The organism is Micromonospora sp. CA-111912 (assembly GCF_050948415.1).
Taxonomy (GTDB): Bacteria; Actinomycetota; Actinomycetes; order Mycobacteriales; family Micromonosporaceae; genus Micromonospora.
Genome location: NZ_CP192007.1, coordinates 2,531,720 through 2,555,644, shown reverse-complemented (window position 1 = coordinate 2,555,644; position 23,925 = coordinate 2,531,720). Strand labels below are relative to the sequence as shown.

The following is a 23,925-nucleotide window of genomic DNA, read 5'->3' as shown; positions in this document are numbered from 1 at the left end:
CGGCCACGGGCCGGCGGGCCGGCGAGTTCAGCGGTAGACCGCCCGGTGAGCCGCGCCGACCACCCCGGCGTAGAGGCCGCCGGTGAGCGCCCGGTCGCGGGCCAGCGCCGCCCGGGCCGCGTTCGCGCCCGGCGCGCCGTGCACCCCGCCGCCCGGGTGCGCCGAGGAGCTGGCCAGGTACAGCCGGTCCACCGGGGTGTCCGCGCGGCCCAGGCCGGGGATCGGCCGCAGGAAGAGCTGCTGGTACGCCGCGGCGGTGCCGCCGCCCAGCGCCCCGCCGACCAGGCTCGGGTCGCCCCGCTCCAGGTCCGCCGGGCCGGCGACGTGCCGCCCGACGATCCGGGCCCGGAAGCCGGGGGCGGCCGCCTCCAGCACCTCCTCCATCCGGTCCACGTGCGCGGCGACGTCCTCGGCCCGCCAGTTCCGCCGGAACGGCAGGTGGGTGTACGACCAGAGCGACTCGGTCCCGGCCGGCGAGTGGCTCGGGTCGGCGACGCTCATCTGCCCGAGCAGCAGGAACGGGCCCCGGGGGATCTCGCCCCGGGCCAGCTCGGCGGCGTAGCCGGTCAGGCCGTTGAGGTCGGCGCCGAGGTGCACGGTGCCGGCGGTGGCCACCGTCGGGTTGGCCCACGGCACCGGCCCGGACAGCGCCCAGTCGACCTTCAGGGTGGACCCGTCCCACCGGAAGTGCGCCAGGTCCTCCACCAGCTGGGGCGGCAGCGCCGCCGGGCCGACCAGGTCCAGGTAGAGCGCGGGGGCGGGCACGTCGGCCAGCACCGCGCGGCGGGCCCGCCAGGCGGTGCCGCCGACGGTGCGTACCCCCATGGCCCGGCCCCGGGCGGTGAGCACCCGGTCCACCCGGGCGTCGTAGAGGATCCGGCCGCCCCGGGCGATGAGCCGGTCCACCAGCGCGTCGGTGATCCGCTGTGCCCCGCCGACCGGCACCGGCCAGCCGACCTGCTGGCCGAGCATGGCCAGCAGCCAGCCGTACACGCCGGAGCCGGCCTCCTCCGGCGACAGGTCGGTGTGCAGGGCGCAGCCGGCCAGCAGCAGGGTGCCGCCCTCGCCGTCGAACATCTCGTCGCCGAGCTTGCGCACCGGCACGACGAGGCGGCGGGCCAGCCGCAGCGCCCCGCCCACCCTCAGCCGACGCAGCAGGCCGAGCCCGCCGCGCACGGGCGGGAACGGGGTGGTGATGGTCTCCAGCATCGGCCCGGCGACGTCCAGCCATTCGGCGTACGAGCGGCGCCACCGCTCGCCGTCGCCGGGCGCGAACGCCTCCAGCGAGGCCGCCGTGACGTCGATGTTCCGGTTCAGCACCGCCGCCCGGCCGTCGGGCAGCAGGTGGGCCAGCACGTCGGGGGCCTCGGTCCAGCTCAGGCCGTGCCGGCCCAGCTCCAGGCCGGCCAGCACCGGGGAGGCGTACCCGAGGGGGTAGAAGGAGCTGTACAGGTCGCTGAGGTAGCCGGGGGCGGTCACCTCGGCCGAGCGCACCGCCCCGCCGGGCGCGCCGGTCGCCTCCAGCACCAGCACGTCCCAGCCCGCGTCGGCCAGCAGGTTGGCGGCCACCAGACCGTTGTGGCCCGCGCCGACGACCACGGCGTCCGCCGTCTGCACCCCGGTCGAGATCATCCGATCCGGCTACCCGGCCGGTTACCGGGTGAAACGCGTTTGCGGCGCCGGACCCGGGGCATCCACCGCCGCATGTACACGGTTTCGCAGCTCATAGGTGGAGTGTGGGGCGCGGGCGGCACGGGCGGCGAGTTGGTCGTACGCGACCCGGCCGACGGCTCACCGGTCAGCACCGTGCCGGTGGCGACGGCGGACGAGGTCGGCAAGGCGGTGGAGGCCGCGCGGGGCGTGGCGGCCGACTGGGCGGCGACCGCCCCGGCCGAGCGGGCGGCTGCCCTGCACCGGGCCGCGGACGCGGTCGAGGCCACGACGGAGGAGCTGGCCGCAGCAATCACCGCCGAGATGGGCAAGCCCCTGGCGGACGCCCGGGGCGGCGTCGAGGCGGGTGTCGGCACCCTGCGACAGTACGCGGAGCTGGCCCCGCTGCGCGGCGGTCGGACCCTGCTCGGTGGCGCGGACGCCATCGACTTCATGACTCCGCAGCCGCGCGGGGTGGTCGCCGCGATCACCCCGTGGAACGACCCGGTTGCGGTCGCCTGCGGGCTGCTCGGCGCGGCCCTGGTGACCGGCAACGTGGTGCTGTACAAGCCGAGCGAGCGGACCCCGGCGACCGGGTGGCTGCTGGCCAGGGCGCTGGACGGCGCGCTGCCGCCCGGGGTGCTGTCGCTGCTCACCGGGGGCGGCGAGGTCGGCGCGGCGCTGGCCGCCGGCGACGTGGACGTGGTGGCGCACGTCGGCTCCACCGCCACCGGCCGGTCGATCGCCGCGGCGGCGGCCCGGACCGGGGCCAAGGCGCTGCTGGAGAACGGCGGCAGCGACCCGCTCGTCGTCGACGCCGGCGTGGACCCGGTCTGGGCGGCGGAGCAGGCGGCGCTGGGGTCGTTCGCCAACGCCGGGCAGATCTGCGTCGCGGTGGAGCGGATCTACGTGCACCGCGACGTCGCCGAGGACTTCGCCGACGCCCTGGTGCGGCGGGCCGAGGCGCTGCGGACGGGCCCCGGGCGGGACCCGGGGACCGAACTCGGGCCACTGGTCGACCGGCGGCACCGGGACCACGTGCACGGGCAGGTGACGGCGGCGGTGGCCGACGGGGCGCGGGTGCGCACCGGGGGGGCGCTGCCGGACGGGCCGGGGGCGTTCTACCCGGCGACCGTGGTCACCGACTGCCGGCACGACATGGCCCTGGTCCGCGAGGAGACGTTCGGCCCGGTCGCCCCGGTGGTCGTGGTGGACTCGTTCAGCGAGGCGCTGCGGTGCGCAGCCGACTCGCCGTACGGGCTGGCCGCCACGGTGCTCACCGCGTCGATGAGTCACGCCCATCGGGCCTGGCGGGAACTCCCGGTCGGCACGGTCAAGGTCAACGCCGTCTTCGGCGGCGCTCCGGGCGGCGCCGCCCAACCGCGCCGTGCCAGCGGCCAGGGCTTCGGCTACGGCCCGGAACTCCTCGACGAGTTCACCGCCACCAAGGCCGTCCACCTGCAGGCCCCCGGCGGCGGCCACTGGTGAGTGACCCCCGCCGGGGCGGTGGCGGTGCGGGGTCAGTCGCCGCGGGCCCTGCGGGTCTGGCGGTCGTTGGCCTTCTCGATGGCCTTGACCAGTTCGGGCTTGGTCATTCGGGAACGGCCGGGGACGTCCAGCTTGCGGGCCACCCCCATCAGGTGGTCCTTGGTGGCGTTGGCGTCCACCCCGCCCGCCGTGGGGGCCCGCCGCTCCGGGCCCCCGCCGGCCGCCTGGCGGTCGCTGGGTCCCTTGCGGCCCTTGGGCTCCCAGTGGTCGCCCACCTTCTCGAACTCATGCTTCACGGCGGCGAAGGCGGTGCGGTGCGCCCGCTCCCCCTCGCCGTACGTCTCCACCGCCGAGTCGTGCGTCTTCTCCCAGGTGCGCTGCGCCTTGTCCGGAGAGCGCCGCAGCGTGCTGGGCAGTACCTCGCGCCCGGGCATGTCGTCCTCCTCCGCGTCGACGGGATGGCTGACTCCCACCGTTCCCGCCGCCCACACCGCCAAACCGCCCCCGCCACCCCCCACGGGAACACGCGGGGGAGGGGCGGGTTTGTCGATTTTTGGGGTTGGGTACCGGCGGGGCCAGGTGAGCGACGGGGTGGCCGGCACCCGGGCCGCCGGGGCGCAGGGGGCGGTCATGACAGCGACGACGGAATCGGGCACGGCTCCTCCCGGCGGGCCGCTGCGGCTCCCCCGGCGGGTACGCCAGCTGAGCTGGCACACCTGGCGCGGGGTGCTGGTGCGCAGCGGTCGGAACTTCGTGAAGGACAACTGCGCGGACTGGGCCGCCGCGCTCACCTACTACGGGGTGCTCGCGCTGTTTCCGTCCACCATCGTGGTGGTCGCCCTGGTCGGGCTCGTCTCCGACGGCGAGCGGACGGTGGACACCGTGATCGACCTGGCCCGCGAGGTGGGGGCCGGGTCGGTGGTCGGCAACGACGGCTTCGTCAGCGTCGTACGGGGCGTGGTGGACCAGCAGAGCGGCGCGAAGGTGCTGCTCAGCTTCGGTCTGCTCGGCGCGCTCTGGTCGGCGTCGGGGTTCATCGGGGCGTTCACCCGGGCCTCCAACGCCATCTACGGGGTGCAGGAGGGGCGGCCGGTCTGGAGGCTGCGCCCGTTGCAGATCGGCCTGGCCGCCGTGACGCTGGTGCTGCTGGCCGTGGTGGCCACCGCCCTGATCGTCAGCGGCCCGGTCACCGACGCGGTGGGCGACCTGATCAACGCCGGCGGGCTGACCCGGACGGTGTGGAGCGTCGTGAAGTGGCCGGTGCTGGCCATGGTGATGATGGTGCTGTTGTCGCTGCTGTTCTGGATCGCCCCGAACGTGCGGCAGCCGCGGTTCCGCTGGCTCACCCCGGGCGGGACGGTGGCCCTGGTCTCCTGGGCGCTGGCCTCCTTCGGCTTCGGCCTGTACGTGGCGAACTTCGGCTCGTACGACGTCACCTACGGCAGCCTCGGCGCGGTGATCGCGTTCCTGGTCTGGCTCTACCTGTCCAACTGCGCACTGATGCTCGGCGTGCAGATGAACGCCGAGCTGCAACGGGGCCGGCAGATCCAGGCCGGCGACCCCGACCCGGGCGAGCCGGTGCTGCAGCCCAGGTCACCGGCCGATTCGTGACTGTTTGCCGCCTTCTGCCGCCTTCCGGGCGCCCCCTTCGGTTTACCGGCGGCCCCCCCGGGTAGCGCAGGAGACATGGAACGTTTGGAACGTGGCAGCAGCAAGCACAGCCCAAGGGTTGACGAGCAGATGAGCCAGGAGGTCAGCGGCCTGGTGCAGGGCCCGGGGACCGGTGGCTCGCGGGTCGACGAGTCCCGGCAGCCCGAGCCCGCGGGCGAGGACCAGCCGGAGCCGACCACGGCGCCGGGCGGCGAGCTGCGCACCGGCTCCCCGCAGGGCATGAGCTCCTCCGACGTGGAGGCGCGCAGTCGGCTCGGGCGGTTCATCACGATGACCGCCCTACCCGGCGACCGGGACGCGTTGGTCGCGAACGCACGGGACAACGACGCGCCCGACGACATCGTCGCCGCCCTGGAAGGCCTGCCGCCGGGCACCCGTTACCAGACGGTCTCCGAGGTGTGGGCCGCCCTCGGGCACAAGAACGAGACGACGCGCTGGTGACCGGATCGGCCCATGATCCGACGACGCACCGGCGCACTGAGGAGGATTGTCGATGAGTGGAATCACCGAGCACGTTGACGTGTCCGTCCCGATCCGGACCGCGTACGACCAGTGGACCCAGTTCGAGGAGTTCCCGCACTTCATGGAGGGGGTGCAGGAGGTCCGGCAGGTCTCCGACACGAAGACCCACTGGACGGTGGAGGTCGCCGGGGTCAAGCGCGAGTTCGACGCCGAGATCACCGAGCAGCTGCCCGACGAGCGGGTCGCCTGGCGGTCCACCGGCGGCACCCAGCAGGCCGGCGTGGTGACCTTCCACCGCCTGGACGAGGGCAAGACCCGGGTCACCCTCCAGCTCGAGTTCGAGCCGCACGGCGTGGTGGAGCAGGCCGGCGACAAGCTCGGCGTCGTCGACCGCCGGGCCAAGGGCGACCTGGAACGGTTCAAGCAGTTCATCGAGCGGCGCGGTCAGGAGACCGGCGCCTGGCGGGGCGCCGTCGACCGACCCCAGCCCTGATCCCCCGGACACGCGTTGACGATGGCCGCCGGCTTCGGCGGCCATCATCGTGTCCGGGTACGGCGGCGGCGCGGCCGTTTGTGATCACCGGCCCCGGGTACCGCGACAACATGACTGACAACGACAGCCACGTGTGGCGCGACGAGGAACGGCTCCCGCTGAAGGACCTGGACCGGGCGATCGCCCGGTCGACGCTCGACGGGCAGTCCGACGACGTGACGGCCAACGACGCCGGCGAGGAGGCCACCTTCGGGCACGGCCCGGAGGCGGTGGACCGCGGCGCGGCGCCGGCCGAGCGGGAGCGCGAACGCACGGACGCCGACCGGGCGTACCGGGCGTCGACCATGGGGCGGACCGGCCCGGACAACATGTGATTCCCCCGCCCCGCCCCGCCCCGACGACGGGCGGGCGGGTCGGCGCCACCGTGGTCGGCGCCACCGTGGCGGGCGGGTCAGCGCCGCCGTGACGGACGGGCGGGGCGGGTCAGCGCCGCCGGGAGGTGGCGGCGACGAGGGCGATCAGCGCCACGGCGAGGACCGTCAGCGCGGGCCCGAGGGCCTGGACCGAGGTGTTGCCGACCAGCACGCCGATCCCGGTGGGCACCAGCGCGCCGCCCAGCCCGGCGGCGGCGATCTGCACCCCGATGGTCCGGTCGGCGTGGGCGGCGCCGACCCGCTCGGCGGTGGTGAGCATGAGCAGCGGGAACACCGGCGCGGCGGCGAAGCCCAGCACCAGCAGGCCGGCCACTGCCACCCAGGCCGGGGCGGGCAGGGCGATCAGCACGGCGCCGGCGGCCATGCCGAGCAGGCTCCCGCGCAGCACGTTCGCGGCGCCGAGCCGTTCGGACCCGATGCCCTGGACCACCCGCCCCACGAACAGACTCCCCCAGTAGCCGGAGACGCAGACGCCGGCCACCCCGGCGGTCAGCCCGCGGCCCTCGGTGAGCAGCAGGAACGCCCAGAGCCCGGCGGCTGCCTCGATCGCGACGTACACCGCGAAGGCGAGCGAGCCCAGCCAGACGGCCGGCAGTCGCAGGGTCTCGCGTACCCGGACCGGGGCGACGGCCTCCTGCGGCCCGGGGTCGGGTGATCCCGGCCCGCCCGCACCCGCGGCCCCCCGGTCCCGCCACGCCCGCACGGTGAGGGCGAACGCGGCGGCGAGGGTGAGCTGGACGGCGGCGACCAGGCCGTACCCCCAGCGCCAGGAGAGGCCGGTGGCGAGCGCCCCGGTCATGATCAGCGGGCCGATGGCCACACCGAGGCCGAAGAACGCGTGCATCCAGTTCATGTGGCGCGGCCCGAAGGCACCGGCCGCGTACGCGTTGAGCCCGGAATCGATCGCCCCGGAGCCGAGCCCGAGCACCAGCGCGCAGGCCGTCATGACGGCCAGGACGGGGCTGGTGGCGTAGCCGGTGAGGGCCAGGCTGGCCAGCAGGGTGCTGCCGGCCAGCAGCCGACCGACGCCGAGGCGGGCCAGGGTGAACCCGGCCAGCACGCTGGAGGTGAGGTAGCCCACGGTGCCGGCCGTGAGCACCAGGCCGACCGCCTCGGTGGGCACGTCGAAGTCCGCCCGGATGGACGGCCAGCCGACCCCGATCAGCCCGTCGGGCAGGCCGAGACTGACGAACGCGAGGTAGGCGAGCAGGAGCAGCGAGGCGCGGGGCGGGGCGGGGGTGGACACGGCCGCCCATCCTGCCCCACCCCCGGCCGGCCCCGCCACGGGCCGGTCCGACCACGTCCGCCGGGAACAAACACCCGCGGCGATCGCTACCCCCGAAACGACAAGAAACGCGGTACGGGTGGCCGTAAAGGCGGACAGGTCATCCAGAATCGACCGATCGGGTGACGGCGATCGACGGGTACCGCGCAAGACTTTCGGAATGCAACAGGCACCCGGGTTCCTCACCGTTCGTCAACGCCGCCTCGCCTGGCTCGGCTTCCTCCTCGCCGCCGTCCAGGCGCCGGTGGCCGCCAGGTTCGCCACCGACGACTCCTGGCTGTTCAGCCTCTGTGTCGCCCTGATGGTGGCCACGGTGATCGTCGCGGACGACGCCTCGCGACGTCGCCCCGCCGGCGCGCCCTCCTCCGACTAGCCTCCGGCCGACCCCCGTGTCCGGCGCGGGGCGCGGGGCGCGGGTTCAGCCTTCGCCGTCCGGCCGCGCCTCGTGCCCGGCCCGACCCGGGGTGCGCCGCCGCTCCTTCATCTCCGCCTCGTACAGGTGCCGCCGGCCGCCGACCAGCTCCTCACGGGCCCGGCGGTCGAGGTCCCGGAACAGCGCGTGGTACCCGTCGTCGAAGTCCTCGACGATCTGGAAGGTCCACCGGCCGGCGATCACGTTGCGGCCGAGCAGGTCGGTGGCGATCCGATCGGCGATCGCGTCGTGCCCGGCCGCGCGGAACTTCGCCACGGCGTCGTCGAGCATCAGGTCGGCGTGGCCGATGAGCTGGTGCATCGAGTAGAGGTGCCCACGGGCCCGCTCCACGGTCTCCAGCGCCTCGCTGAGCCGGCCCAGCGCCTCCACGGCGGCGTCGCTCGCCCCCGGCGGGCGGCGGTGCTGCTCGTCGGGCCCGTCCTGGTGTCCCATCCGTCCCTCCACGTGTCGGCCGCGCGGCGTACGCGCGTCCTCCCCTCTGCCCCGTCGCGACCGGGTCAATCCCCCTGGCCGGGTCCCGGCCGATGGGTGGACGACCCGGTACCGGCCGAGCGGCCGACTCCGCCCGGATTACCCGACGGTTAACCTCGTTTCTCATGCGTGTGCCGTCGAAACAGGTGGTCAGCCGTTCCGCAGCGGACTCCGCCAACACCGTCCTCGCCCGGCTGACCGTCGTGATCGGCACCGCCGGGCTCACGGCGGCGGCGGCCCGGCCCGGGCTGCTCGCCGAGATCGACCAGCACGCCGCGGCCGTCCGGGACAGCCTCGACGGCGATCGCCGGCCGTTGAGCCCCGCCGCGCTCGCCGGGTACGCCGAGGGCGTCCGGGACGCGGCGCGGGAGCACGGCTGGCAGCCGCCCACCCGGTCGACGGACTGGTCGGAGCCCGACTGGCCGCTGGCCCGCCTGCTGGCGGTCTGCGCCCTGGCCCGCTCGCTGGAGACCGGCCCGGCGCCGCTGCCCACCCTCTGACGTACGCGAGCGGGGAGGGGGCCCGCGCGGACCCCCTCCCCCGTGCTCCTCCCGTCAACTACCCGGGCGGCCGAACTGCTGGGTCTCGTCCCCCGGCATGCCGCCGGAGCGGTGCATGCCCTGCTGCCCGCCGCGAGCGCCGGACATCGAACCCCCGGGCTGGGGCATGCCCTGGGTGCGCTCGGCGCCCGCCCGGTCGGCCATCTGGCGCTCGACGTCGCCTCGGCCGGCCGCCTGGGCCTGACGGTGCTCCCGCAACGCCCGGGACTCCTCGGCGGCCCGGTTGAGCCAGCCCTCCCAGCGGTTCTGCATCGGCCGCACCAGACCGCCGCCGACGCCGATGATCAGGATGCCGGCCACCGTGGCGAGCACCGCGATCAGCACCGGGGTGGTGACGGTGGTGGCGATGCCCACCTGGTTCAGCGCGGCGATGACGCCGAGCGCCAGGATGAAGATCGCTGTCAGGTCGGCCAGCACCCGGCCGTACGACAGCCCGCCCAGGAAGCCGGTGACCAGGTCGCGCACCGCGTTGGCGATCGCTGCGGCCACCACCACGACGATGATCGCGATGAACGCCCGGGGCAGCCAGGCGACCACGCCCCGGATCAGGTCGCTGATCGCGTTCGGCCCCCACACCCCGAAGGCGAACTGCAGGGTGAACAGCAGGACCGCGTAGTACGCCAGTTTCGCCAGGATGTCGCTGGCGTCGTACTTGGTGCGTTCCAGCGCGCGCTTCACGCCGCCCCGTTCGACCGCGCGGTCGAACCCCACCCGTTCCAGTACCGTGTCCACGATCTTGAGGACCGCTTTGGCGATGAGCCACCCCACCACGAGGATCACGACGAACGCGATCGCCCTCGGGATGAAGAGCAGCACCGACCTCCACATATCGGTCAGGGCGTCCCCGATGTCTACCTGCCCGACCGCGAGGGTTTTCTGCATGGTGTCCCTCCTGTCGCATGGACTTCGGCGCGCGCATACCCGGTCCGCCTGGCAGCACGCCGCGCGGCGGGCAACGATTTTCCCGGCATCTCCGTCCAGAAGCACCCTGACCTGCACTGATGCGTACCGGGAGTGGGCGACGGCGGGCGGCGTGCCGCCACCCCGGCACGCGATCGGGCCGCCGTCAGGGCGCTCCGGCTAGGCTGCGGGCATGCCAGGCACGGTCGGGCGAGTACCCACGCCAGCAACGCGCGCCGCGTCGGAGACAGGGGCCTCCGGGGCGGCGAGCGTCGTTCTCGGCCATCCCTGGGCCGGCACGGCGCTCGGCCCGCCCCAGGGCTGGGACCCTGGGTTACGCGGGGTGGTGGATCTGATCCTCGCCTCGCCGGTGCCGATGGCGTTCACGTACGGCGACGACCACCTACTGCTCTACAACGACGGGTACGCGGCGCTGATCGGCGACCGCCACCCGGGCGCGGTGGGGCGGCCGGCAGCCGAGGTGTTCGCCGACGTGTGGGCCGAGCCGGGCGTCGGCGACGTGATCGACCGCGCCTACCGGCAGGGCGAGTCGTCCCTGGAGAAGGAGGCGGCGCTCCCGTTCGACCGGCACCGCCCCGGCTCCCGCGAGCAGGCCGTGTTCACCCGGGGCCACTCCCCGGTGCGGGACAGCGCGGGACGGATCGTCGGGGTGCTGACCGTCGCCGCCGAGACCAGCCAGGTCACCGAGCAGTTGCAGAGCCTCAGCGACGTGGCCGCCGCGCTGGCCGGCACGCTCACCCTGGACGACGTCGCCCGGGTCGCCCTGCGTTACCTGCTGACCGCGTTCGACACCGACCGGGTCACCTTCGGCGTGGACGACGGCGCGGGTTGGCGCACGGTCCGGCGGGTACGCGGCGAGTTGCTGGACGAGGCCGACGAGCGGCTGCCCCCGCTCTGGCGGCGCTCGCCCGCCGACTCCCCCGGGCCGCTGGTCGTGGCCGCCCGCAGCGGCGTGCCCCAGTTCGTCGGCGACGGGCAGCCGCTGCGGGACATCGCGGTGGACCGGCACGACCAGAAGGTCCGGGCGCTGGCCGCCCAGCCGCTGCGGACGTCGGTCCTGCGCGGCGGACTGACCGTCGGCTACCACGAGGCCCACCCGTGGCCGGCCGCCGAACGGGCCCTGCTGGCCGCCTCGGCCGAGCTGATCGGTCAGGCCGCCGAGCGCGCCCGCCGATTCGAGACCCAGCACGGCACCGCCCAACTCCTGCAACGCAGCATGCTGCCCGCGCGCCTGCCGGACCTGCCCCGGCTGCGGATCGCCGCCCGGTACGACCCCGGCGTCGACGGCAACGCCGCCGGTGGGGACTTCTACGACGCGTTCCTGCTGCCCACCGGCGAGTTGGGCATCGTGCTCGGCGACGTGGCCGGGCACGACGTGCAGGCGGCGGCGAGGATGGGCCAGGTCCGGGCGGCGCTGCGCGCGCTGGCCCTGGCCGACCCCCGGCCGGACGCCGTGCTCACCGGGCTGGACCGCCTGGTGGGCAGCCTCGGCACCGAGACCGGCACGTACGAGCTGTTCGTGACCGTGATCTTCGGGGTGGTCGACACGCAGCGGAAGCTGCTCACCCTGGCCAGCGCCGGGCACCCCGCACCGCTGGTACGCCGCGCCGGCCCCGACGGCGAGCCGGTGGCGCGGTACCTGGACGTTCCGCCCGGGGCCCCGCTCGGGCTGGGCTGCGCTCCGCGCACCACCACGGTCCCGTTCGCCCCGGGGGACACCCTGCTGCTGTTCAGCGACGGGGTGGTGGAGCGGCGGTGGCAGAGCCTCACCGCCGGGCTCAACGACCTGGCCGTCGCCGTGGCCGGCGCCCCCAGCGGCGACCCCCGGGCGCTGTGCGCGGTCGCGACCGCCGCCGTGGAAGGCGCCACCGAGGACGACGTCGCGGTGTTAGCGGTGGAGCACGCGCTGATGCCGAGCCGCTCGGCGAGCATGGAGGTGCCGGCGGAGCCGACCGCGCCGAGCCGGGTTCGGCACTGGTTGACGGCCCAGCTGACCGGCTGGCAGGTGCCCGAGTCGGTGGTCGGGGCCGCCGTGCTGTGCACCAGCGAGCTGACCACCAACGCGCTGCTGCACGCCGGAACCGCCGCCCGGGTCGAGATCGACCTCAGCCCGGAGCGGCTGCTGGTGTCGGTGGCCGACTCCGGCACCCGGGGCACGGTGACCCGGGCCCGCACCGACACGTTGAGCAGCCGGGGCCGCGGGCTCGGCCTGATCGAGCAGCTCAGCGACGCCTGGGGCACCGACCCGACGGTGCGCGGCTCGACGGTCTGGTTCGAGATCCTCGTCCCGGCCGGGTAGCCGGGCGTCGGCGGGCGGACCGGGCAGGAGCGGACGTACGGCCACCGAGAACCCGGTGGCGCCGGACGAGGTCGACGAACGCCTGCCACGATCCCGGGTCGAACCGCAGCGTCCCGCCGTCCCGACCCTTCGTCTCCCGGGCGGGGACCACCCCGGGCAGGTTGTCCGCCACCTCGACGCAGGACCCACCGTCGGTGCCGGATCGGGTCGACTTGTGCCACCGGGCCCCGGTCACGTCCATGCCTGCACCGCCTCCCTGATCAGATCGAGTGACTGCCGCCGCGAGAGGGCCTCGCCCTGGACGATTTCCTAGGTGCGCTGGAGGGGCGACAAGGTCGTCCGCCTGGGTCACCACGTGCTTCCGGACCTGCTGATCGAGGTGCGCGACCACCGATCCGTCCGCCAGGGTGACCAGAACGAAGCCGCCCTGCGGTCCAGAGTAGATCTCGGTGCCCCTCCGGCACCACGAGATTGCGCATGGGCGGCAGATCAGCGACCTTGGCCAGGTGGATGAGCTGGTCGGGCAGCGCGCCGGGTGCCTCGATCGGGCGGCGCGGCACCATCGCGTCGAGCACCGCGACCAGCGGGACCGACCGCTCCAGGATCAGCATCTACTTCGATCTGGCCCGGGCCCGGGGCTGACCGCGCGGAGCCCGCGCGCCGGCAGGGCCGGCGGATCAGTTGTGGGCGGCACGCATACCGGGACCGCCGACGGGGCAAGGTCCGTCACCACCTGCCCACGGCCGTGGGCAGGTGGCGAAGGGTGGTGCGGTGGAACCGGTAGACGTCGCGTTCGCGGTGGTGGGGCTGGGCGCCCTGCTCGCCGGGATCCTCCCCCGGCTGCTGGAGCGCCGGCCATTGTCGATGCCGATCGCGTTCCTCGGCCTGGGCATGTTGATCTTCATCCTGCCCACCGGGCTGCCCAGCCCGGACCCGCTGGCGCATCCCGAGGTCGCCACCCACCTCACCGAGATCGGCGTGATCGTCGCGCTGATGGGCGCGGGTCTCAAGATCGACCGGCCGTTGAGCTGGGCCAGGTGGTCGTCCACCTGGCGGCTGTTGGCGATCGCGATGCCGATCTGCATCGCGGCCGTGGCGCTGCTCGGCTGGTGGTGGGCGGGCCTGGTGCCCGCCACCGCGCTGCTGCTGGGCGCGGCGCTGGCCCCGACCGACCCGGTGCTCGCCGCCGACGTGCAGGTCGGCGAGCCGACCGACGTGGAGGACTCCGAGGACGAGGTGCGCTTCGCGCTGACCTCCGAGGCCGGCCTCAACGACGGCCTGGCCTTCCCCTTCGTGTACGCGGCCATCGCGATCGCCAGCACCAGCCTCGCCCCGGCGGACTGGTTCGCCGACTGGTTCACCGTGGACGTGCTGTACAAGCTGGCCGCCGGCGTCGGCGGCGGGCTGCTGATCGGCTGGCTGCTCGGCAAGCTGTTCTTCCGGGCCCCGAGCGAGCTGCGGCTCGCCCGGCACGCCGAGGGCTTCCTCGCGCTGGCCGCCACATTCCTCGCGTACGGGCTGGTGGAGGTGGTCGGCGGCTACGGCTTCCTGGCCGTCTTCGTGGCGGCCCGGGCGATCCGGGCGGCCGAGCGGACCCACAAGTTCCACTCGGTGCTGCACGATTTCGCCGAGCAGATCGAGCGGCTGCTGACCGTCCTGCTGCTGCTGCTCTTCGGGGGCGCGGTGGTCGGCGGTCTGCTCGCCCCACTGACCTGGCCGGCCGCGCTGGTCGGGCTGGCGCTGGTCTTCGTGGTCCGACCGCTGGCCGGGTGGCTGTCGCTGCGCGGCGCGCCGGGCCGACCGGCGGAACACTGGGTGATCTCGCTGTTCGGCATCCGGGGCGTCGGCTCGCTCTACTACCTGGCGTACGCGACGACGAAGGCGGACTTCCCGCAGGCCGACCTGATCTGGGCCACGGTCGGGCTGGTGGTGATCGTTTCGGTGGTGGTGCACGGGGTCGCCGCCACCCCGGTCATGCAGCTCCTCGACCGCGCGGGCGAACGCACCGAGGACCCCTCCGAACGCACCCCCACCCCCACCCCCGCCTGACCCCACCCCACCCCGCCCCGCCCTGCCGGGCCCCGCCCAACCCCGCCCCGCCCGGGCCCCGCCCGGGCCCACCGTCGATCTTGCACTTGCGGCCCGGGCATAACGGGCGAAGGCCGCAAAAAGCGGGCCGCAAGTGCAAGATCGACGAGGACAAGGCGGGGACGGAGACCGTTGCGGGGCGGGGCGGGGCGGGGCGGGGCGGGGCGGGGGCGGGTCAGGTGGGGGTTAGGCGGGTGGCCAGGGCGCGGCCCAGGTCGCGGCCCGAGCGCCAGGCGCTCTGCACCCGGGGCTTGCCGAAGGCGTCGCCGGCCAGCCCGATGCCGTCGGCGTCCAGGTGGTACGTCCCGGCCCCACCGGGCACGGTCGGCGTGGCGTACGTCCAGCGGTGCACGTGCACGAGCGCGGCGGGCTCGGGCAGGCCGAGCAGGTCGCGGACGGCCTGCTCGATGGCCTGGCCGGCCCCGGTCGGCTGGGCGAGGTGACCGGCGGCGAACGCCGGCGTGGTGTGCGCGACCAACACCGGGGCACCGTCGCCGCGCCGGTCGCCGTCGTCGCAGACGAGCATGAGCAGGGGATGGTCGTTGACGAACGCGCCGCGGAAGTCGGGCCAGGACCGGGCCGGGAAGCGCAGCACCGCGCTCAGCGTCGGCGACCACCGCTGCGCCTGCACCGCGGCGGTGGCCGCAGCGAGCGCCGGGTCCAGCAGCAGGGCCGCCTGCGGGCCGGGCACGGCCAGCGCCACGGCGGCGCAGGGCGAGCCGTCGACGGCCGGCCCGTGGTCGACGCCGAGCACCAGCCGGTCGACCACCACCGGCAGGTCGGCCGCCAGGTGCTCGACCAGCGACCGCAGCCCGCGCGGGGCCGCCCAGCGCATCGGCCCGGGGACCTCGCGCCGGCCCTGCGCGGAGTACGCCACAAAGGTGTCGGTCCACTCCCGGACCAGCCCGGCGGACGCCCAGCCGCGCACCACCTCGGCAAAGTCCGGGTCACTGACGGTGAAGTACGCCGCGCCGATGTCCGCCGGGCGCCCGTCGAACCGCTTGCTGGCCATCCGGCCGCCCGCCACCCGGGCACGCTCGCGGATCTGCACCGGGACACCCGCCCGGGCCAACTCGGCGGCGCACGCCACCCCGGCGATCCCCGCCCCGACCACCACGACCCCTGTCCGGTCCGTATCCATCTTGGTGATGGTAAGGCGTTCGCCGCCGGCCCGGGCCCGGCATGCGCGGCCGGCATGCGACCCGGCGGGCCGGTGGCATCCAGGCGTGATGGAGCTGGCCCCCGGCGAGGCGGCCGAGTTCGGCACCCGGGTGCCGCAGTGGTTCGGGGCCGCCGACGGCGAGCCGGTCGAGTTCCTCAGCCTCTTCGGCAGGCAGGGTGAGCGCGCCCACCTGCGCGCCCGGCCAAAGGCGCAGCACCCCCCGGAGCGCTGACCCCACGGTCGGCCCAGGCCCGTGCCCGGCGTCCCCGCCTCACCCCCACAGATGACTTCCTTGAGCGTCTGCTGTTCACCGACACGACACGCCGGGCGGACTGTCCGTAAACAGCAGACGATCAACGGCCGCCTTGGCGTGGCGGCAGGCGGTGCAGATCGACCCGGTCGAGCCGCCCCGCCGCCACCCGCGCCGTCAGGTAGGTGGCGTACGGCTGACGGCGGCGGTCGGTCGGCGAGCCGGGGTTGAGCAGCCGCAGGCCGCCCGGGGCGACGGTGTCCCACGGGATGTGCGAGTGGCCGAAGACGAGCAGGTCCACATCGCCGTACGCAGCGGCGCAGCGCTCCTCGCGGCGGGCGCGCGGGCCGGTCTCGTGCACCACGGCGACCCGCAGGCCGTCCAGCTCGACCCGGGCCACCTCAGGCAACCGGGCCCGCAGCTCGGGCCCGTCGTTGTTGCCGTACACGCCGATCAGGCGGCGGGCCCGGGCCTCGATGGCGTCGAGCAGCGCGACGTCCACCCAGTCCCCGGCGTGCAGCACCACGTCGGCGGCGTCGATCGCCGCCCAGAGCGGCTCCGGCAGGTCGCGGGCCCGCTTCGGTACGTGGGTGTCGGCCGTGATCACCAGGCGCATGCCCGCAATTCTCGCCCCGAGGGCCGACGAGGGGCACCGGGTCTTCACAGGTCGGCAACGGGCGCGTACCTTGACGGGAACGCGTGGGAGCGCTTCCACGCACACTGATCGATCCGTGGAGGACGCCCCATGCGAAGCAGACCGGCGCTCGCGGCCCTGGCCGCCGGCGCGACCACACTCACCGCCGCCGCCACCGTCGCGGTCGGCCTCGTCGGATCCGCGCCGGCCGTGGCCGCCGACTCCGTGTTCTACGTCGACCCGCAGACCAACGCCGCCCAGTGGGTGGCCGCCAATCCGGGCGACCAGCGCGCCGCCGTGATCAGGGACCGGATCGCCGCCGTCCCGCAGGCCCGCTGGTACACCCGAACCAACACCTCCACCGTACGGTCCGAGGTGGACCAGTTCGTCGGGGCCGCCGCCGCGGCGGGAAGGATCCCGATCCTGGTGGTCTACAACATCCCGAACCGGGACTGCAGCGGCGCCAGCGGCGGCGGTGCGCCGAACCACGCCAGCTACCGACAGTGGGTCGACCAGGTGGCCGCCGGACTGGCCGGCCGGCCCGCCTCGATCGTGCTGGAGCCCGACGTGCTCCCGCTGATGACGAGCTGCCAGAGCGCGGCCCAGCAGGCCGAGACGAAGGCGTCCATGGCGTACGCCGGCAAGAAGCTCAAGGCCGGCTCGGCGCAGGCGAAGGTCTACTTCGACGCCGGGCACTCGGCGTGGCTCTCCCCCGCCGACATCGCCGCCCGGCTGACCGGCGCGGACATCGCCAACAGCGCCGACGGCATCTCGCTCAACGTCTCCAACTACCGGACCACCGCCGAGTCCGTCGGGTACGCCAAGCAGGTCATCGCCGCCACCGGCGTGTCCCGGCTGAAGGCCGTGGTCGACACCAGCCGCAACGGCAACGGTCCGGCCGGCTCGGAGTGGTGCGACCCGCCGGGGCGGGCGATCGGCACGCCGAGCACCACCGCCACCGGGGACGGCGCGATCGACGCGTACCTCTGGGTGAAGCTGCCCGGCGAGGCCGACGGCTGCCTCGCCGGGGCCGGCCAGTTCGTCCCGCAGCGGGCGTACGACCTGGCGGTCGCCGCCGGGCCGCTCCCGACCACCCCCGCCCCCAGCACGGCCCCGCCCACCACGGCCCCGCCCACGACCGCGCCCCCGACCACGACCCCGCCGCCCACCGTTTCGCCCACCGTCGACCCGCCGACCACGCCGGCCCGCGGCTGCGCGGTCACCTTCACCCCGAACACCTGGCCCGGCGGGTTCACCGCCGAACTGCGGGTGACCAACCGGGGCGGCGCGCTCAGCTCGTGGACGGTGGCCTTCGCCGCCGGCCCCGGCGTCCGGCTCACCAGCGGCTGGAACGGCGAGTGGAGCCAGAGCGGCGAGCAGATCACCGTGCGAAACTCGCCCTGGAACGGCGGCCTGCCGGCCGGCGGCACGCTGAGCGTCGGCTTCCAGGGCACCTACTCCGGCGGCACGCTGCCCACCCCGGTCGGCTTCACCCTCAACGGGGCGCCCTGCTCCTGACCCCACGCGGACGCCAGCGGACCGGCGGGGCCCCGGGTGCGGGGCCCCGCCGGGTCGGCCGTTGACCGGGGAACGCCCGCGGGTCGGCCGGCTCGCGTCGGCGATCGAGGGGGACGCGCTCAGGCGCCCTGGCCCTGATTCTGCATCAGCCCGCCGTCCATGAAGTACGTCGACCCGGTCACGTAGTCGGCGTCGTCGCTGGCCAGGAAGACCGCCAGCCTGCCGATCTCCTCCGGCTGGGCGGCCCGCTTCCACGGGATGCTCTGCACCTGCTCCTGGAGGTACGCCGGGTCGTCGATGGCCTTCTGGTTGAACGGGGTGAGCACCATCCCCGGCCCGATGTTGTTGACGTTGAGATGCATCGGCGCCACCTCCAGGGCCAGGCTCTTGGCGAACTCCAGCAGCGCGCCCTTGCTGGCGTCGTAGTCGGAGCCGCCGGCCCGGGCCACCTCCTGGTGGACCGAGGTGATGTTGATGATCTTCCCGTGGCCGCCCTGGTCCCGACGGTGCCGGACGAACCGGCGGGAGCAGAAGAACGCCCCGTAGACGTTGGTCCGGATGGCCCGGTCCCAGGTCTCGGTGTCCAGGTCGGCCACCGGGATGCCGGAGGCGTCCACCCCGGCGTCGTTCATCAGCACGTCGAGCGCCCCGAACTCCGCCAGGGCCTCGTCGAACATCGCCTCGACCTGAGACTCGTCGGTGATGTCGCACTGCACCACCACCGCCCGCCGGCCGGCCTGCGCCACCTTGTCCCTGGTGTGGTTGGCCCCGGCGTGGTCGTGCAGGTAGTGCACCACCACGTCGGCGCCCTCGCGGGCGAACTCGATCGCCGTGGCCTGGCCGATGCCCGAGTCCGAGCCGGTGATCAGGGCGGTCCTTCCGTCGAGCCGTCCGGTCATCAGCGTGCTCCCTCCGTTCGCCCCGCGCCTGTCGGCACGGTCCGGCGCGGGCTGTCCGCGCCCTGGCGTCGCCGCTCGCCGGCCTCGGTCAGCCAGCCGGCGGCGTTGATCAGTCCGATGTGCGAGAAGGCCTGCGGGAAGTTGCCGAGCTGCTCCCCGGTGGCCTGGTCGATCTGCTCGGCGAACAGGCCCAGGTCGTTCGTCCGGCCGGCGAGCGACGTGAACATCCGCTCGGCCCGGTCCAGCTCGCCGGCCAGCGCCAGGCAGCTCGCCAGCCAGAACGAGCAGATGACGAAGCCGGCCGGATCTCCGTCCCAGCGGCGCAGCAGGCCGTCGTGGGACAGCCGGGCCTCGACGACGTCCATGGTGGAACGCATCCGGTCGTCGTCGGCGGGCAGGAACCCCACCAGCGGCATGATCAGCACCGAGGCGTCCAACTCGTCCGAGCCGAAGGCCCCCGTGTACGCGCCGAGCCGGTCGTTCCAGCCCCGGTCCAGCACCGTCGCTCGGACCTCGTCCCGGGCGGCGGCCCAGCGGGCCACGTCGGCGCAGTCACCGAGGCGGGGGCCGAAGCGCACCGCCCGGTCCAGCGCGGTCCAGCACTGCACCTTCGACGAGACGTAGTGCCGCTCCGCGTCCCGGGCCTCCCACATTCCGGCGTCCGGGCGGTGCCAGTCGGCGACCACCTGGTCGGCGAGGGCGCGCAGGAGCTGGTGCACCTCGGGGTCCATCGGATCGAGGTAGTGGCGCATCAGCCACGCCGCGTCGAGGACCTCCCCGAGCACGTCGGTCTGCCGCTGTTTCCAGGCGTCGTTGCCGACGAAGACCGGCCGGCTGCCGGCGTACCCGGCGAGGTTGTCGAGGCGGTGCTCGGTGAGGTCCCGCTCCCCCTCCACGCCGTACATGATGGGCACCGGTTGGTTCCCGATCCGGCCCATCGCGCGGGCCACCCAGGCGAACTGCCGGTTTGCCTCATCGGGACAGGCCGCCAGCCAGAGCGCCTGCAGGGTGAGGCTGAAGTCGCGGACCCAGACGAAGCGGTAGTCGTAGTTGCGGTCCCCGCCGAGTTGCTCGGGCAGCGAGGTCGTCGCCGCGGCGACGATCGCGCCGCTGGGCTGGTAGGTCATGCCCTGCACGACCAGCGCGCTGCGGCGCACCTGCTCCGCGAACCGGCCGTGGTACGGGTGCAGCCCCGCCCAGGACCGCCAGCCCGCCACCGCCTCGGCAACCGTCGGTGCGGCGTCCGGCGTCACGGGCGGGTCGGAGTCGTAGGTCGGCCCGTACCCCAGCGTGAAGCCGTACGACTCGCCGGCCCGGACGGTGAAGGTCGCGGCGGCCTCGCCCTCGCCGCACCGCACGGGCACGTCGCCGCGCAGTCGCAGGCGGGCCGCCCCGGCGGTCGCCTCCACCCCGTCGTCGATGGGCACCAGGTACGGGACGACCCGGCCGTACTCGAACCGGGGGCGGTAGCGCAGCCGCACCGGCACCGCGCCGGAGACGCCCTCCACCAGCCGGGCCAGCACCCGGGGCGAGTGCAGCCCGATGTCGTGGCCACGCGCTCCGGGCTCCAGCGCCAGCGTGTCGGTCACCGCCACCGACCCGTCCCGAGTGGTGAAGACGGTCCGCAGTACCAGCGTGTCCTCCAGGTAGGAGCGTTCGGTGGTGAAGTCGCCGTCGGGCCGGATCGACCAGTGGCCCGCGTCGTCGTCGAGCAGCCGCCCGAAGACCGACGGGGCGTCGAACCGCGCGGGGCACCACCAGTTGACCGAGCCGGCCCGGTCGACCAGTGCCGCGCTGCGGCCGTCGGCCAGGAAGCCGTGCTCGCTGATCCGTCCGCTGTCCACGGCCGTGCCTACCCGGCGGCGCCGACCAGCATTCGTCGGGGCACCGCCGGATACGGCCGGACGGTCCCGCGCGTCGTCCCTCCCCGGTCGGGGGCGAGATGACCGGAGACCGGCCCGCCGCGTCGGGCATCCGGATCGCGGCGGGGGGACCTCCCGGACCGGGGAAGGCGGCGCGTTACCGGCCGCTGCCCGGGGGAAGGCGGGAGGTCGACGAAGGAGGATGCTCATGAACAGACCCTCGAATCCCACCGCGACCCTGCAATCCGGAACGTCGGGCGGAAACAACCTCCCGTCCGGCCCGGCGGGCCACCCCACCCCACCCGGCGGCCACGGCCACGGCCCGCCAACCGGGGGCCCGACCGTGACGATCGGGTCGTACCCGGACTATCCGTCCGCGCAGCGGGTGGTGGACTACCTGGCCGACAACCGGTTCCCGGTGGAGCGCACCGCGATCGTGGGGACGAACCTCACCCTGGTCGAGACGGTGCTGGGCCGGATGACCACGGGCCGGTCGGCCCTGGTCGGCGCGGGCACCGGCGCCTGGTTCGGCCTGTTCATCGGGCTGCTCTTCGGCATCTTCACCACCGGTAGCTGGGTGGCGGTGATCCTCGTCGGCCTGGTGATCGGCGCGATCTGGGGCGCGGTGTTCGGCGCGGTCGCGCACGCGATGACCGGTGGGCAGCGGGACTTCACGTCCGCCAGCTCCCTGCGCGCCAGCCAGTACGCGGTCACCGTCGACGCCGACCAGGCCGACCAGGCCCGGCAGCTGCTGGGCCGGATGCACCTGACGCCGACGGGCGCGACGGCCCGCTGAGGCCGACGGAAAGCGCCGGCGATCGGCTAGGCGTGCAAGATCGTGCTCGATCCCGGAAGGTGTGGCTTCCCACCCATAACGAGGCCACACCTTCCCTGATCGAGCACGATCTTGTTCCCTGAGCCAACGCGATCCAGCACGAGCTCTAGCCCGGATCGGTGGCGAGGCGCGCGTGCAGGTGTTCGTCGTGGCGGCGGCCGTCGCCGTAGCGGTACGACTCGCGCAGCGTGCCCTCGACGAGGTAGCCCGCCCGGCCGGCCACCCGGCAGGACGCCACGTTCGGCACGGCGTGACAGAGCTCGATGCGGTGCAGGCCCAGCGCCGCGAAGGCCCAGGTGGTGAGCCGCCGGACCGAGCCCGTGGCGACGCCCCGCCCCCGGGCGGCGGGGACGGTCCAGTAGCCGATGCTGGCGTTGCCGCCGCCGATCCGGTGCAGCGACACCGCCCCGAGCAGTTCGGCGTCGCCCGGGTCGGCCACGGCGAGGGACATGTGCTCGCCGCTCGACCAGTCCGCCCGCCGGCGTACCCAGTCGCGCGCCCGCGCCTCGTCCATGTCGCCCTGCGGGTTCCACGTCGCCACCTCCGGGTCACCCAGGGCGGCCAGCACGTCGAGGGCGTCGGCCGCCCGCCAGGGGCGCAGCAGCAGGCCGGGGGCGGCGAGTACGACGTGGTCCACGGGGCAGTCTGACACGCCGCCGGCCCGGCCATGCGGAGGTTTCCCCGGTCGCGTCCCTTCAAATCCGAAGCTTCCCAGCCTGAAACACACGCCCATGCCCCCGACGCAGCCCCGAGTCAGTTGTTAAATTTTGAAAGAGTGCTACTGTTTCGGCATGACGGAGAGTTTGGACGGCGAGCGGATGGCCTGCTGGCGTGCCTACATCGAGGCGAGCCAGCGGCTGTTCACCCAACTCGAGGACGACCTGCGGGCCGACAGCGAGCTGAGCTTCGCCGACTACCACGTGCTGGTCCTGCTCTCCGAGGCGCCGGGGCAGCGGCTGCGGATGGGCGAGCTGGCCGGCCGGTTGGTCTTCTCACCCAGCCGGTTGACGTACCAGATCTCCTCGATGCAGAAGCGCGGCCTGGTGGCCAGGGAGGCCTGTCCCGCGGACCGGCGCGGCAGCGAGGCGGTGCTCACCGCCGCCGGGCTGCTGGCGCTGCGCGAGGCCGCGCCGCACCACCTGCGCTCCGCGCGCACCCACCTGATGGACGACCTCGACGACGCCGAGATCGCCTGCCTGAACCGGGTCTTCGAACGCCTCGGCCGACGCCTGCGCGCCGACCGCGACGACTCGTCCACCCTGAGCGAATAAAGGAGTTCGAGATGCCCGCCATCACCGTCGACGACGTCCTCGTCCTGCCCCGCCTGCCCCGGCTCGACGAGACCACCGGTTACCGGCCGGTCCGCCGGCTGACCACCGCCCCCAGCGGGCACGAGGGCGAGGGCTTCCCCGTCCGCCGGGCCTTCGCCGGGGTGCCGACGCACGAGCTGGACCCGTTCCTCCACCTCGACCAGATGGGCGAGGTGGACTATGCGCCGGGCGAGCCGAAGGGCACCTCGTGGCACCCGCACCGCGGCTTCGAGACGGTGACCTACATGATCGACGGGATCATGGACCACCAGGACTCGCAGGGCGGCGGCGGCACCATCACCGACGGCGACACCCAGTGGATGACGGCCGGCAGCGGCCTGCTGCACATCGAGGCGCCACCGGAGCACCTGGTGGCCAGCGGGGGCCTCTTCCACGGCCTCCAGCTCTGGGTGAACCTGCCGAGGGTGGCGAAGATGATGCCGCCGCGGTACCAGGACATCCGCGGCCGGGAGTCGGCGCTGCTCACCACGCCGGACGGCGGCGCGCTGATCCGGGTCATCTCGGGCGAGGTGGCCGGGCACCGGGGGCCGGGCTCGACCCACACCCCGATCAGCATCGCCCATGTGACGGTGCAGCCCGGCGCCGAGCTGAGCCTGCCCTGGCAGCCGGACTTCAACGCGCTGGTCTACGTGCTCGCCGGGCGCGGCACGGTGGGCACCGACCGCCGGCCCTTCCACACCGGCCAGCTCGCCACCCACGGCCCGGGCGACGCGCTGCGGGTCACCGCCGACGCGAAGCAGGACTCGAACACCCCTGCCCTGGAGCTCTACGTGATGGGCGGGCAGCCGATCCGGGAGCCCGTGGCGCACTACGGCCCGTTCGTGATGAACACCCGCGACGAGCTGATCCAGGCGTTCGAGGACTTCCAGGCCGGCCGGCTCGGGGTGGTCCCGGCCGAGCGGCTGCCGCACACCGGCGGCCAGGGCGACCGCCCCTGACCGCGGACCGTGACGGGCGTCACCGGGTGCCCCGGTGACGCCCGCCGCCGGGTTCAGGAGACCGCGGCGGGTTCAGGAGACCGCGAAGATCCCCGCCACCCCCAGCAGCACCATCACCAACACGGCCACCAGGGCCCCGCGCTCGCTCTCCACCGGCTGTTCGCGGTCCTCGGTCACGGCGTCGGTCGTCTCGATGGGCATCGTGTGGCCTCCTCGGTGTTTCGCGTCAGGGTCGTCGGGC

Annotated in this window: 25 protein-coding genes and 2 pseudogenes; 15 read left to right on the top strand and 12 right to left on the bottom strand. The window is 74.4% G+C overall.

Annotation, left to right across the window (positions count from 1 at the left end):
- Positions 1-27 precede the first annotated feature (27 nt).
- Entirely contained in the window at positions 28-1,632 is a 1,605-nt protein-coding gene (locus ACQPZO_RS10710; protein ID WP_433349311.1) for a phytoene desaturase family protein, read from the bottom strand.
- 72 nt (positions 1,633-1,704) lie between these two features.
- Between ACQPZO_RS10710 and ACQPZO_RS10705 the strand changes: the two genes are divergently transcribed.
- Positions 1,705-3,138 carry an aldehyde dehydrogenase family protein gene (locus ACQPZO_RS10705; RefSeq protein ID WP_433349309.1) on the top strand — a complete coding sequence of 478 codons (1,434 nt, stop codon included), beginning with the start codon at positions 1,705-1,707 and terminating at the stop codon, positions 3,136-3,138.
- A gap of 32 nt (positions 3,139-3,170) precedes the next feature.
- Here ACQPZO_RS10705 and ACQPZO_RS10700 read toward each other — a convergent pair whose 3' ends face one another.
- Positions 3,171-3,572, bottom strand: a complete 402-nt coding sequence (locus tag ACQPZO_RS10700; RefSeq protein ID WP_433349307.1) for a ChaB family protein — start codon at positions 3,570-3,572, stop codon at positions 3,171-3,173.
- 196 nt (positions 3,573-3,768) lie between these two features.
- On the opposite strand from ACQPZO_RS10700, the gene ACQPZO_RS10695 reads away from it, so the two are divergent.
- The 4 genes from ACQPZO_RS10695 to ACQPZO_RS10680 all read left to right on the top strand — a co-directional run bounded on the left by ACQPZO_RS10695 (position 3,769) and on the right by ACQPZO_RS10680 (position 6,138).
- A complete protein-coding gene (locus tag ACQPZO_RS10695) occupies positions 3,769-4,749 on the top strand; it encodes a YihY/virulence factor BrkB family protein (RefSeq protein WP_433349305.1) in 981 nt (326 codons plus the stop codon).
- An 84-nt stretch (positions 4,750-4,833) separates the two neighbouring features.
- Positions 4,834-5,250, top strand: coding sequence for a DUF2795 domain-containing protein (locus tag ACQPZO_RS10690; protein ID WP_433350930.1), 417 nt, complete (start codon positions 4,834-4,836; stop codon positions 5,248-5,250).
- 52 nt (positions 5,251-5,302) lie between these two features.
- Positions 5,303-5,764 carry an SRPBCC family protein gene (locus ACQPZO_RS10685; RefSeq protein ID WP_433349303.1) on the top strand — a complete coding sequence of 154 codons (462 nt, stop codon included), beginning with the start codon at positions 5,303-5,305 and terminating at the stop codon, positions 5,762-5,764.
- A gap of 110 nt (positions 5,765-5,874) precedes the next feature.
- Complete coding sequence (locus ACQPZO_RS10680; protein ID WP_350882246.1) at positions 5,875-6,138, top strand: hypothetical protein; 264 nt, start codon at positions 5,875-5,877, stop codon at positions 6,136-6,138.
- Between the two features lie 109 nt (positions 6,139-6,247).
- Here ACQPZO_RS10680 and ACQPZO_RS10675 read toward each other — a convergent pair whose 3' ends face one another.
- On the bottom strand, positions 6,248-7,444 hold the full coding sequence (locus tag ACQPZO_RS10675) for an MFS transporter (protein WP_433349301.1): 1,197 nt from the start codon (positions 7,442-7,444) through the stop codon (positions 6,248-6,250).
- Between the two features lie 199 nt (positions 7,445-7,643).
- On the opposite strand from ACQPZO_RS10675, the gene ACQPZO_RS10670 reads away from it, so the two are divergent.
- Positions 7,644-7,856 carry a hypothetical protein gene (locus tag ACQPZO_RS10670; protein WP_433349299.1) on the top strand — a complete coding sequence of 71 codons (213 nt, stop codon included), beginning with the start codon at positions 7,644-7,646 and terminating at the stop codon, positions 7,854-7,856.
- A 45-nt stretch (positions 7,857-7,901) separates the two neighbouring features.
- On the opposite strand, the gene ACQPZO_RS10665 is transcribed toward ACQPZO_RS10670, so the two are convergent.
- Entirely contained in the window at positions 7,902-8,348 is a 447-nt protein-coding gene (locus tag ACQPZO_RS10665) for a hypothetical protein (RefSeq protein WP_433349297.1), read from the bottom strand.
- Positions 8,349-8,512: 164 nt separating this feature from the next.
- Between ACQPZO_RS10665 and ACQPZO_RS10660 the strand changes: the two genes are divergently transcribed.
- Positions 8,513-8,887, top strand: a complete 375-nt coding sequence (locus ACQPZO_RS10660) for a DUF6401 family natural product biosynthesis protein (protein WP_433349295.1) — start codon at positions 8,513-8,515, stop codon at positions 8,885-8,887.
- A 54-nt stretch (positions 8,888-8,941) separates the two neighbouring features.
- On the opposite strand, the gene ACQPZO_RS10655 is transcribed toward ACQPZO_RS10660, so the two are convergent.
- The gene (locus ACQPZO_RS10655; RefSeq protein WP_433349293.1) at positions 8,942-9,829 is read right to left on the bottom strand and encodes a mechanosensitive ion channel family protein; all 888 of its coding nucleotides are present in this window, start codon (positions 9,827-9,829) and stop codon (positions 8,942-8,944) included.
- Positions 9,830-10,040: 211 nt separating this feature from the next.
- Between ACQPZO_RS10655 and ACQPZO_RS10650 the strand changes: the two genes are divergently transcribed.
- Entirely contained in the window at positions 10,041-12,167 is a 2,127-nt protein-coding gene (locus tag ACQPZO_RS10650; protein WP_433349291.1) for a SpoIIE family protein phosphatase, read from the top strand.
- 55 nt (positions 12,168-12,222) lie between these two features.
- Here ACQPZO_RS10650 and ACQPZO_RS10645 read toward each other — a convergent pair.
- Positions 12,223-12,402: pseudogene (locus ACQPZO_RS10645) on the bottom strand (DUF397 domain-containing protein); the annotation flags it as partial.
- A gap of 242 nt (positions 12,403-12,644) precedes the next feature.
- Here ACQPZO_RS10645 and ACQPZO_RS10640 point away from each other — a divergent pair.
- Both ACQPZO_RS10640 and ACQPZO_RS10635 read left to right on the top strand, forming a co-directional pair.
- Positions 12,645-12,809, top strand: coding sequence for a hypothetical protein (locus ACQPZO_RS10640; RefSeq protein WP_433349290.1), 165 nt, complete (start codon positions 12,645-12,647; stop codon positions 12,807-12,809).
- Between the two features lie 129 nt (positions 12,810-12,938).
- A complete protein-coding gene (locus ACQPZO_RS10635) occupies positions 12,939-14,216 on the top strand; it encodes a cation:proton antiporter (protein WP_433349287.1) in 1,278 nt (425 codons plus the stop codon).
- A gap of 214 nt (positions 14,217-14,430) precedes the next feature.
- On the opposite strand, the gene ACQPZO_RS10630 is transcribed toward ACQPZO_RS10635, so the two are convergent.
- A complete protein-coding gene (locus ACQPZO_RS10630; RefSeq protein ID WP_433349284.1) occupies positions 14,431-15,396 on the bottom strand; it encodes an NAD(P)/FAD-dependent oxidoreductase in 966 nt (321 codons plus the stop codon).
- Between the two features lie 94 nt (positions 15,397-15,490).
- On the opposite strand from ACQPZO_RS10630, the pseudogene ACQPZO_RS10625 reads away from it, so the two are divergent.
- Positions 15,491-15,649: pseudogene (locus ACQPZO_RS10625) on the top strand (XRE family transcriptional regulator); the annotation flags it as partial.
- Between the two features lie 121 nt (positions 15,650-15,770).
- Here ACQPZO_RS10625 and ACQPZO_RS10620 read toward each other — a convergent pair.
- Positions 15,771-16,283: a metallophosphoesterase family protein gene (locus ACQPZO_RS10620; RefSeq protein WP_433349282.1), complete on the bottom strand. Its 513-nt coding sequence runs from the start codon at positions 16,281-16,283 to the stop codon at positions 15,771-15,773.
- A 129-nt stretch (positions 16,284-16,412) separates the two neighbouring features.
- Here ACQPZO_RS10620 and ACQPZO_RS10615 point away from each other — a divergent pair, with 129 nt between their 5' ends.
- Positions 16,413-17,819 (top strand): glycoside hydrolase family 6 protein, encoded by a 1,407-nt coding sequence (locus tag ACQPZO_RS10615; protein WP_433349280.1) that lies wholly within the window; start codon positions 16,413-16,415, stop codon positions 17,817-17,819.
- Positions 17,820-17,938: 119 nt separating this feature from the next.
- On the opposite strand, the gene ACQPZO_RS10610 is transcribed toward ACQPZO_RS10615, so the two are convergent.
- Positions 17,939-18,718 carry a glucose 1-dehydrogenase gene (locus ACQPZO_RS10610; RefSeq protein WP_396673962.1) on the bottom strand — a complete coding sequence of 260 codons (780 nt, stop codon included), beginning with the start codon at positions 18,716-18,718 and terminating at the stop codon, positions 17,939-17,941.
- Positions 18,718-20,562, bottom strand: coding sequence for a glycoside hydrolase family 15 protein (locus tag ACQPZO_RS10605; protein WP_433349278.1), 1,845 nt, complete (start codon positions 20,560-20,562; stop codon positions 18,718-18,720). The genes ACQPZO_RS10610 and ACQPZO_RS10605 overlap by 1 nt, the downstream gene beginning before the upstream one ends.
- Positions 20,563-20,788: 226 nt before the next feature.
- Here ACQPZO_RS10605 and ACQPZO_RS10600 point away from each other — a divergent pair, with 226 nt between their 5' ends.
- The gene (locus tag ACQPZO_RS10600; RefSeq protein WP_433349276.1) at positions 20,789-21,376 is read left to right on the top strand and encodes a general stress protein; all 588 of its coding nucleotides are present in this window, start codon (positions 20,789-20,791) and stop codon (positions 21,374-21,376) included.
- Positions 21,377-21,521: 145 nt separating this feature from the next.
- Here the strand turns inward: ACQPZO_RS10600 and ACQPZO_RS10595 are convergent, their stop codons facing one another.
- Positions 21,522-22,052: a GNAT family N-acetyltransferase gene (locus tag ACQPZO_RS10595; RefSeq protein ID WP_433349274.1), complete on the bottom strand. Its 531-nt coding sequence runs from the start codon at positions 22,050-22,052 to the stop codon at positions 21,522-21,524.
- 154 nt (positions 22,053-22,206) lie between these two features.
- On the opposite strand from ACQPZO_RS10595, the gene ACQPZO_RS10590 reads away from it, so the two are divergent.
- Both ACQPZO_RS10590 and ACQPZO_RS10585 read left to right on the top strand, forming a co-directional pair.
- Positions 22,207-22,686 carry a MarR family winged helix-turn-helix transcriptional regulator gene (locus tag ACQPZO_RS10590; RefSeq protein ID WP_387018878.1) on the top strand — a complete coding sequence of 160 codons (480 nt, stop codon included), beginning with the start codon at positions 22,207-22,209 and terminating at the stop codon, positions 22,684-22,686.
- An 11-nt stretch (positions 22,687-22,697) separates the two neighbouring features.
- Positions 22,698-23,684 carry a pirin family protein gene (locus ACQPZO_RS10585; RefSeq protein ID WP_433349272.1) on the top strand — a complete coding sequence of 329 codons (987 nt, stop codon included), beginning with the start codon at positions 22,698-22,700 and terminating at the stop codon, positions 23,682-23,684.
- 72 nt (positions 23,685-23,756) lie between these two features.
- Here ACQPZO_RS10585 and ACQPZO_RS10580 read toward each other — a convergent pair whose 3' ends face one another.
- Positions 23,757-23,885: a hypothetical protein gene (locus ACQPZO_RS10580; RefSeq protein ID WP_433349270.1), complete on the bottom strand. Its 129-nt coding sequence runs from the start codon at positions 23,883-23,885 to the stop codon at positions 23,757-23,759.
- Positions 23,886-23,925 lie beyond the last annotated feature (40 nt).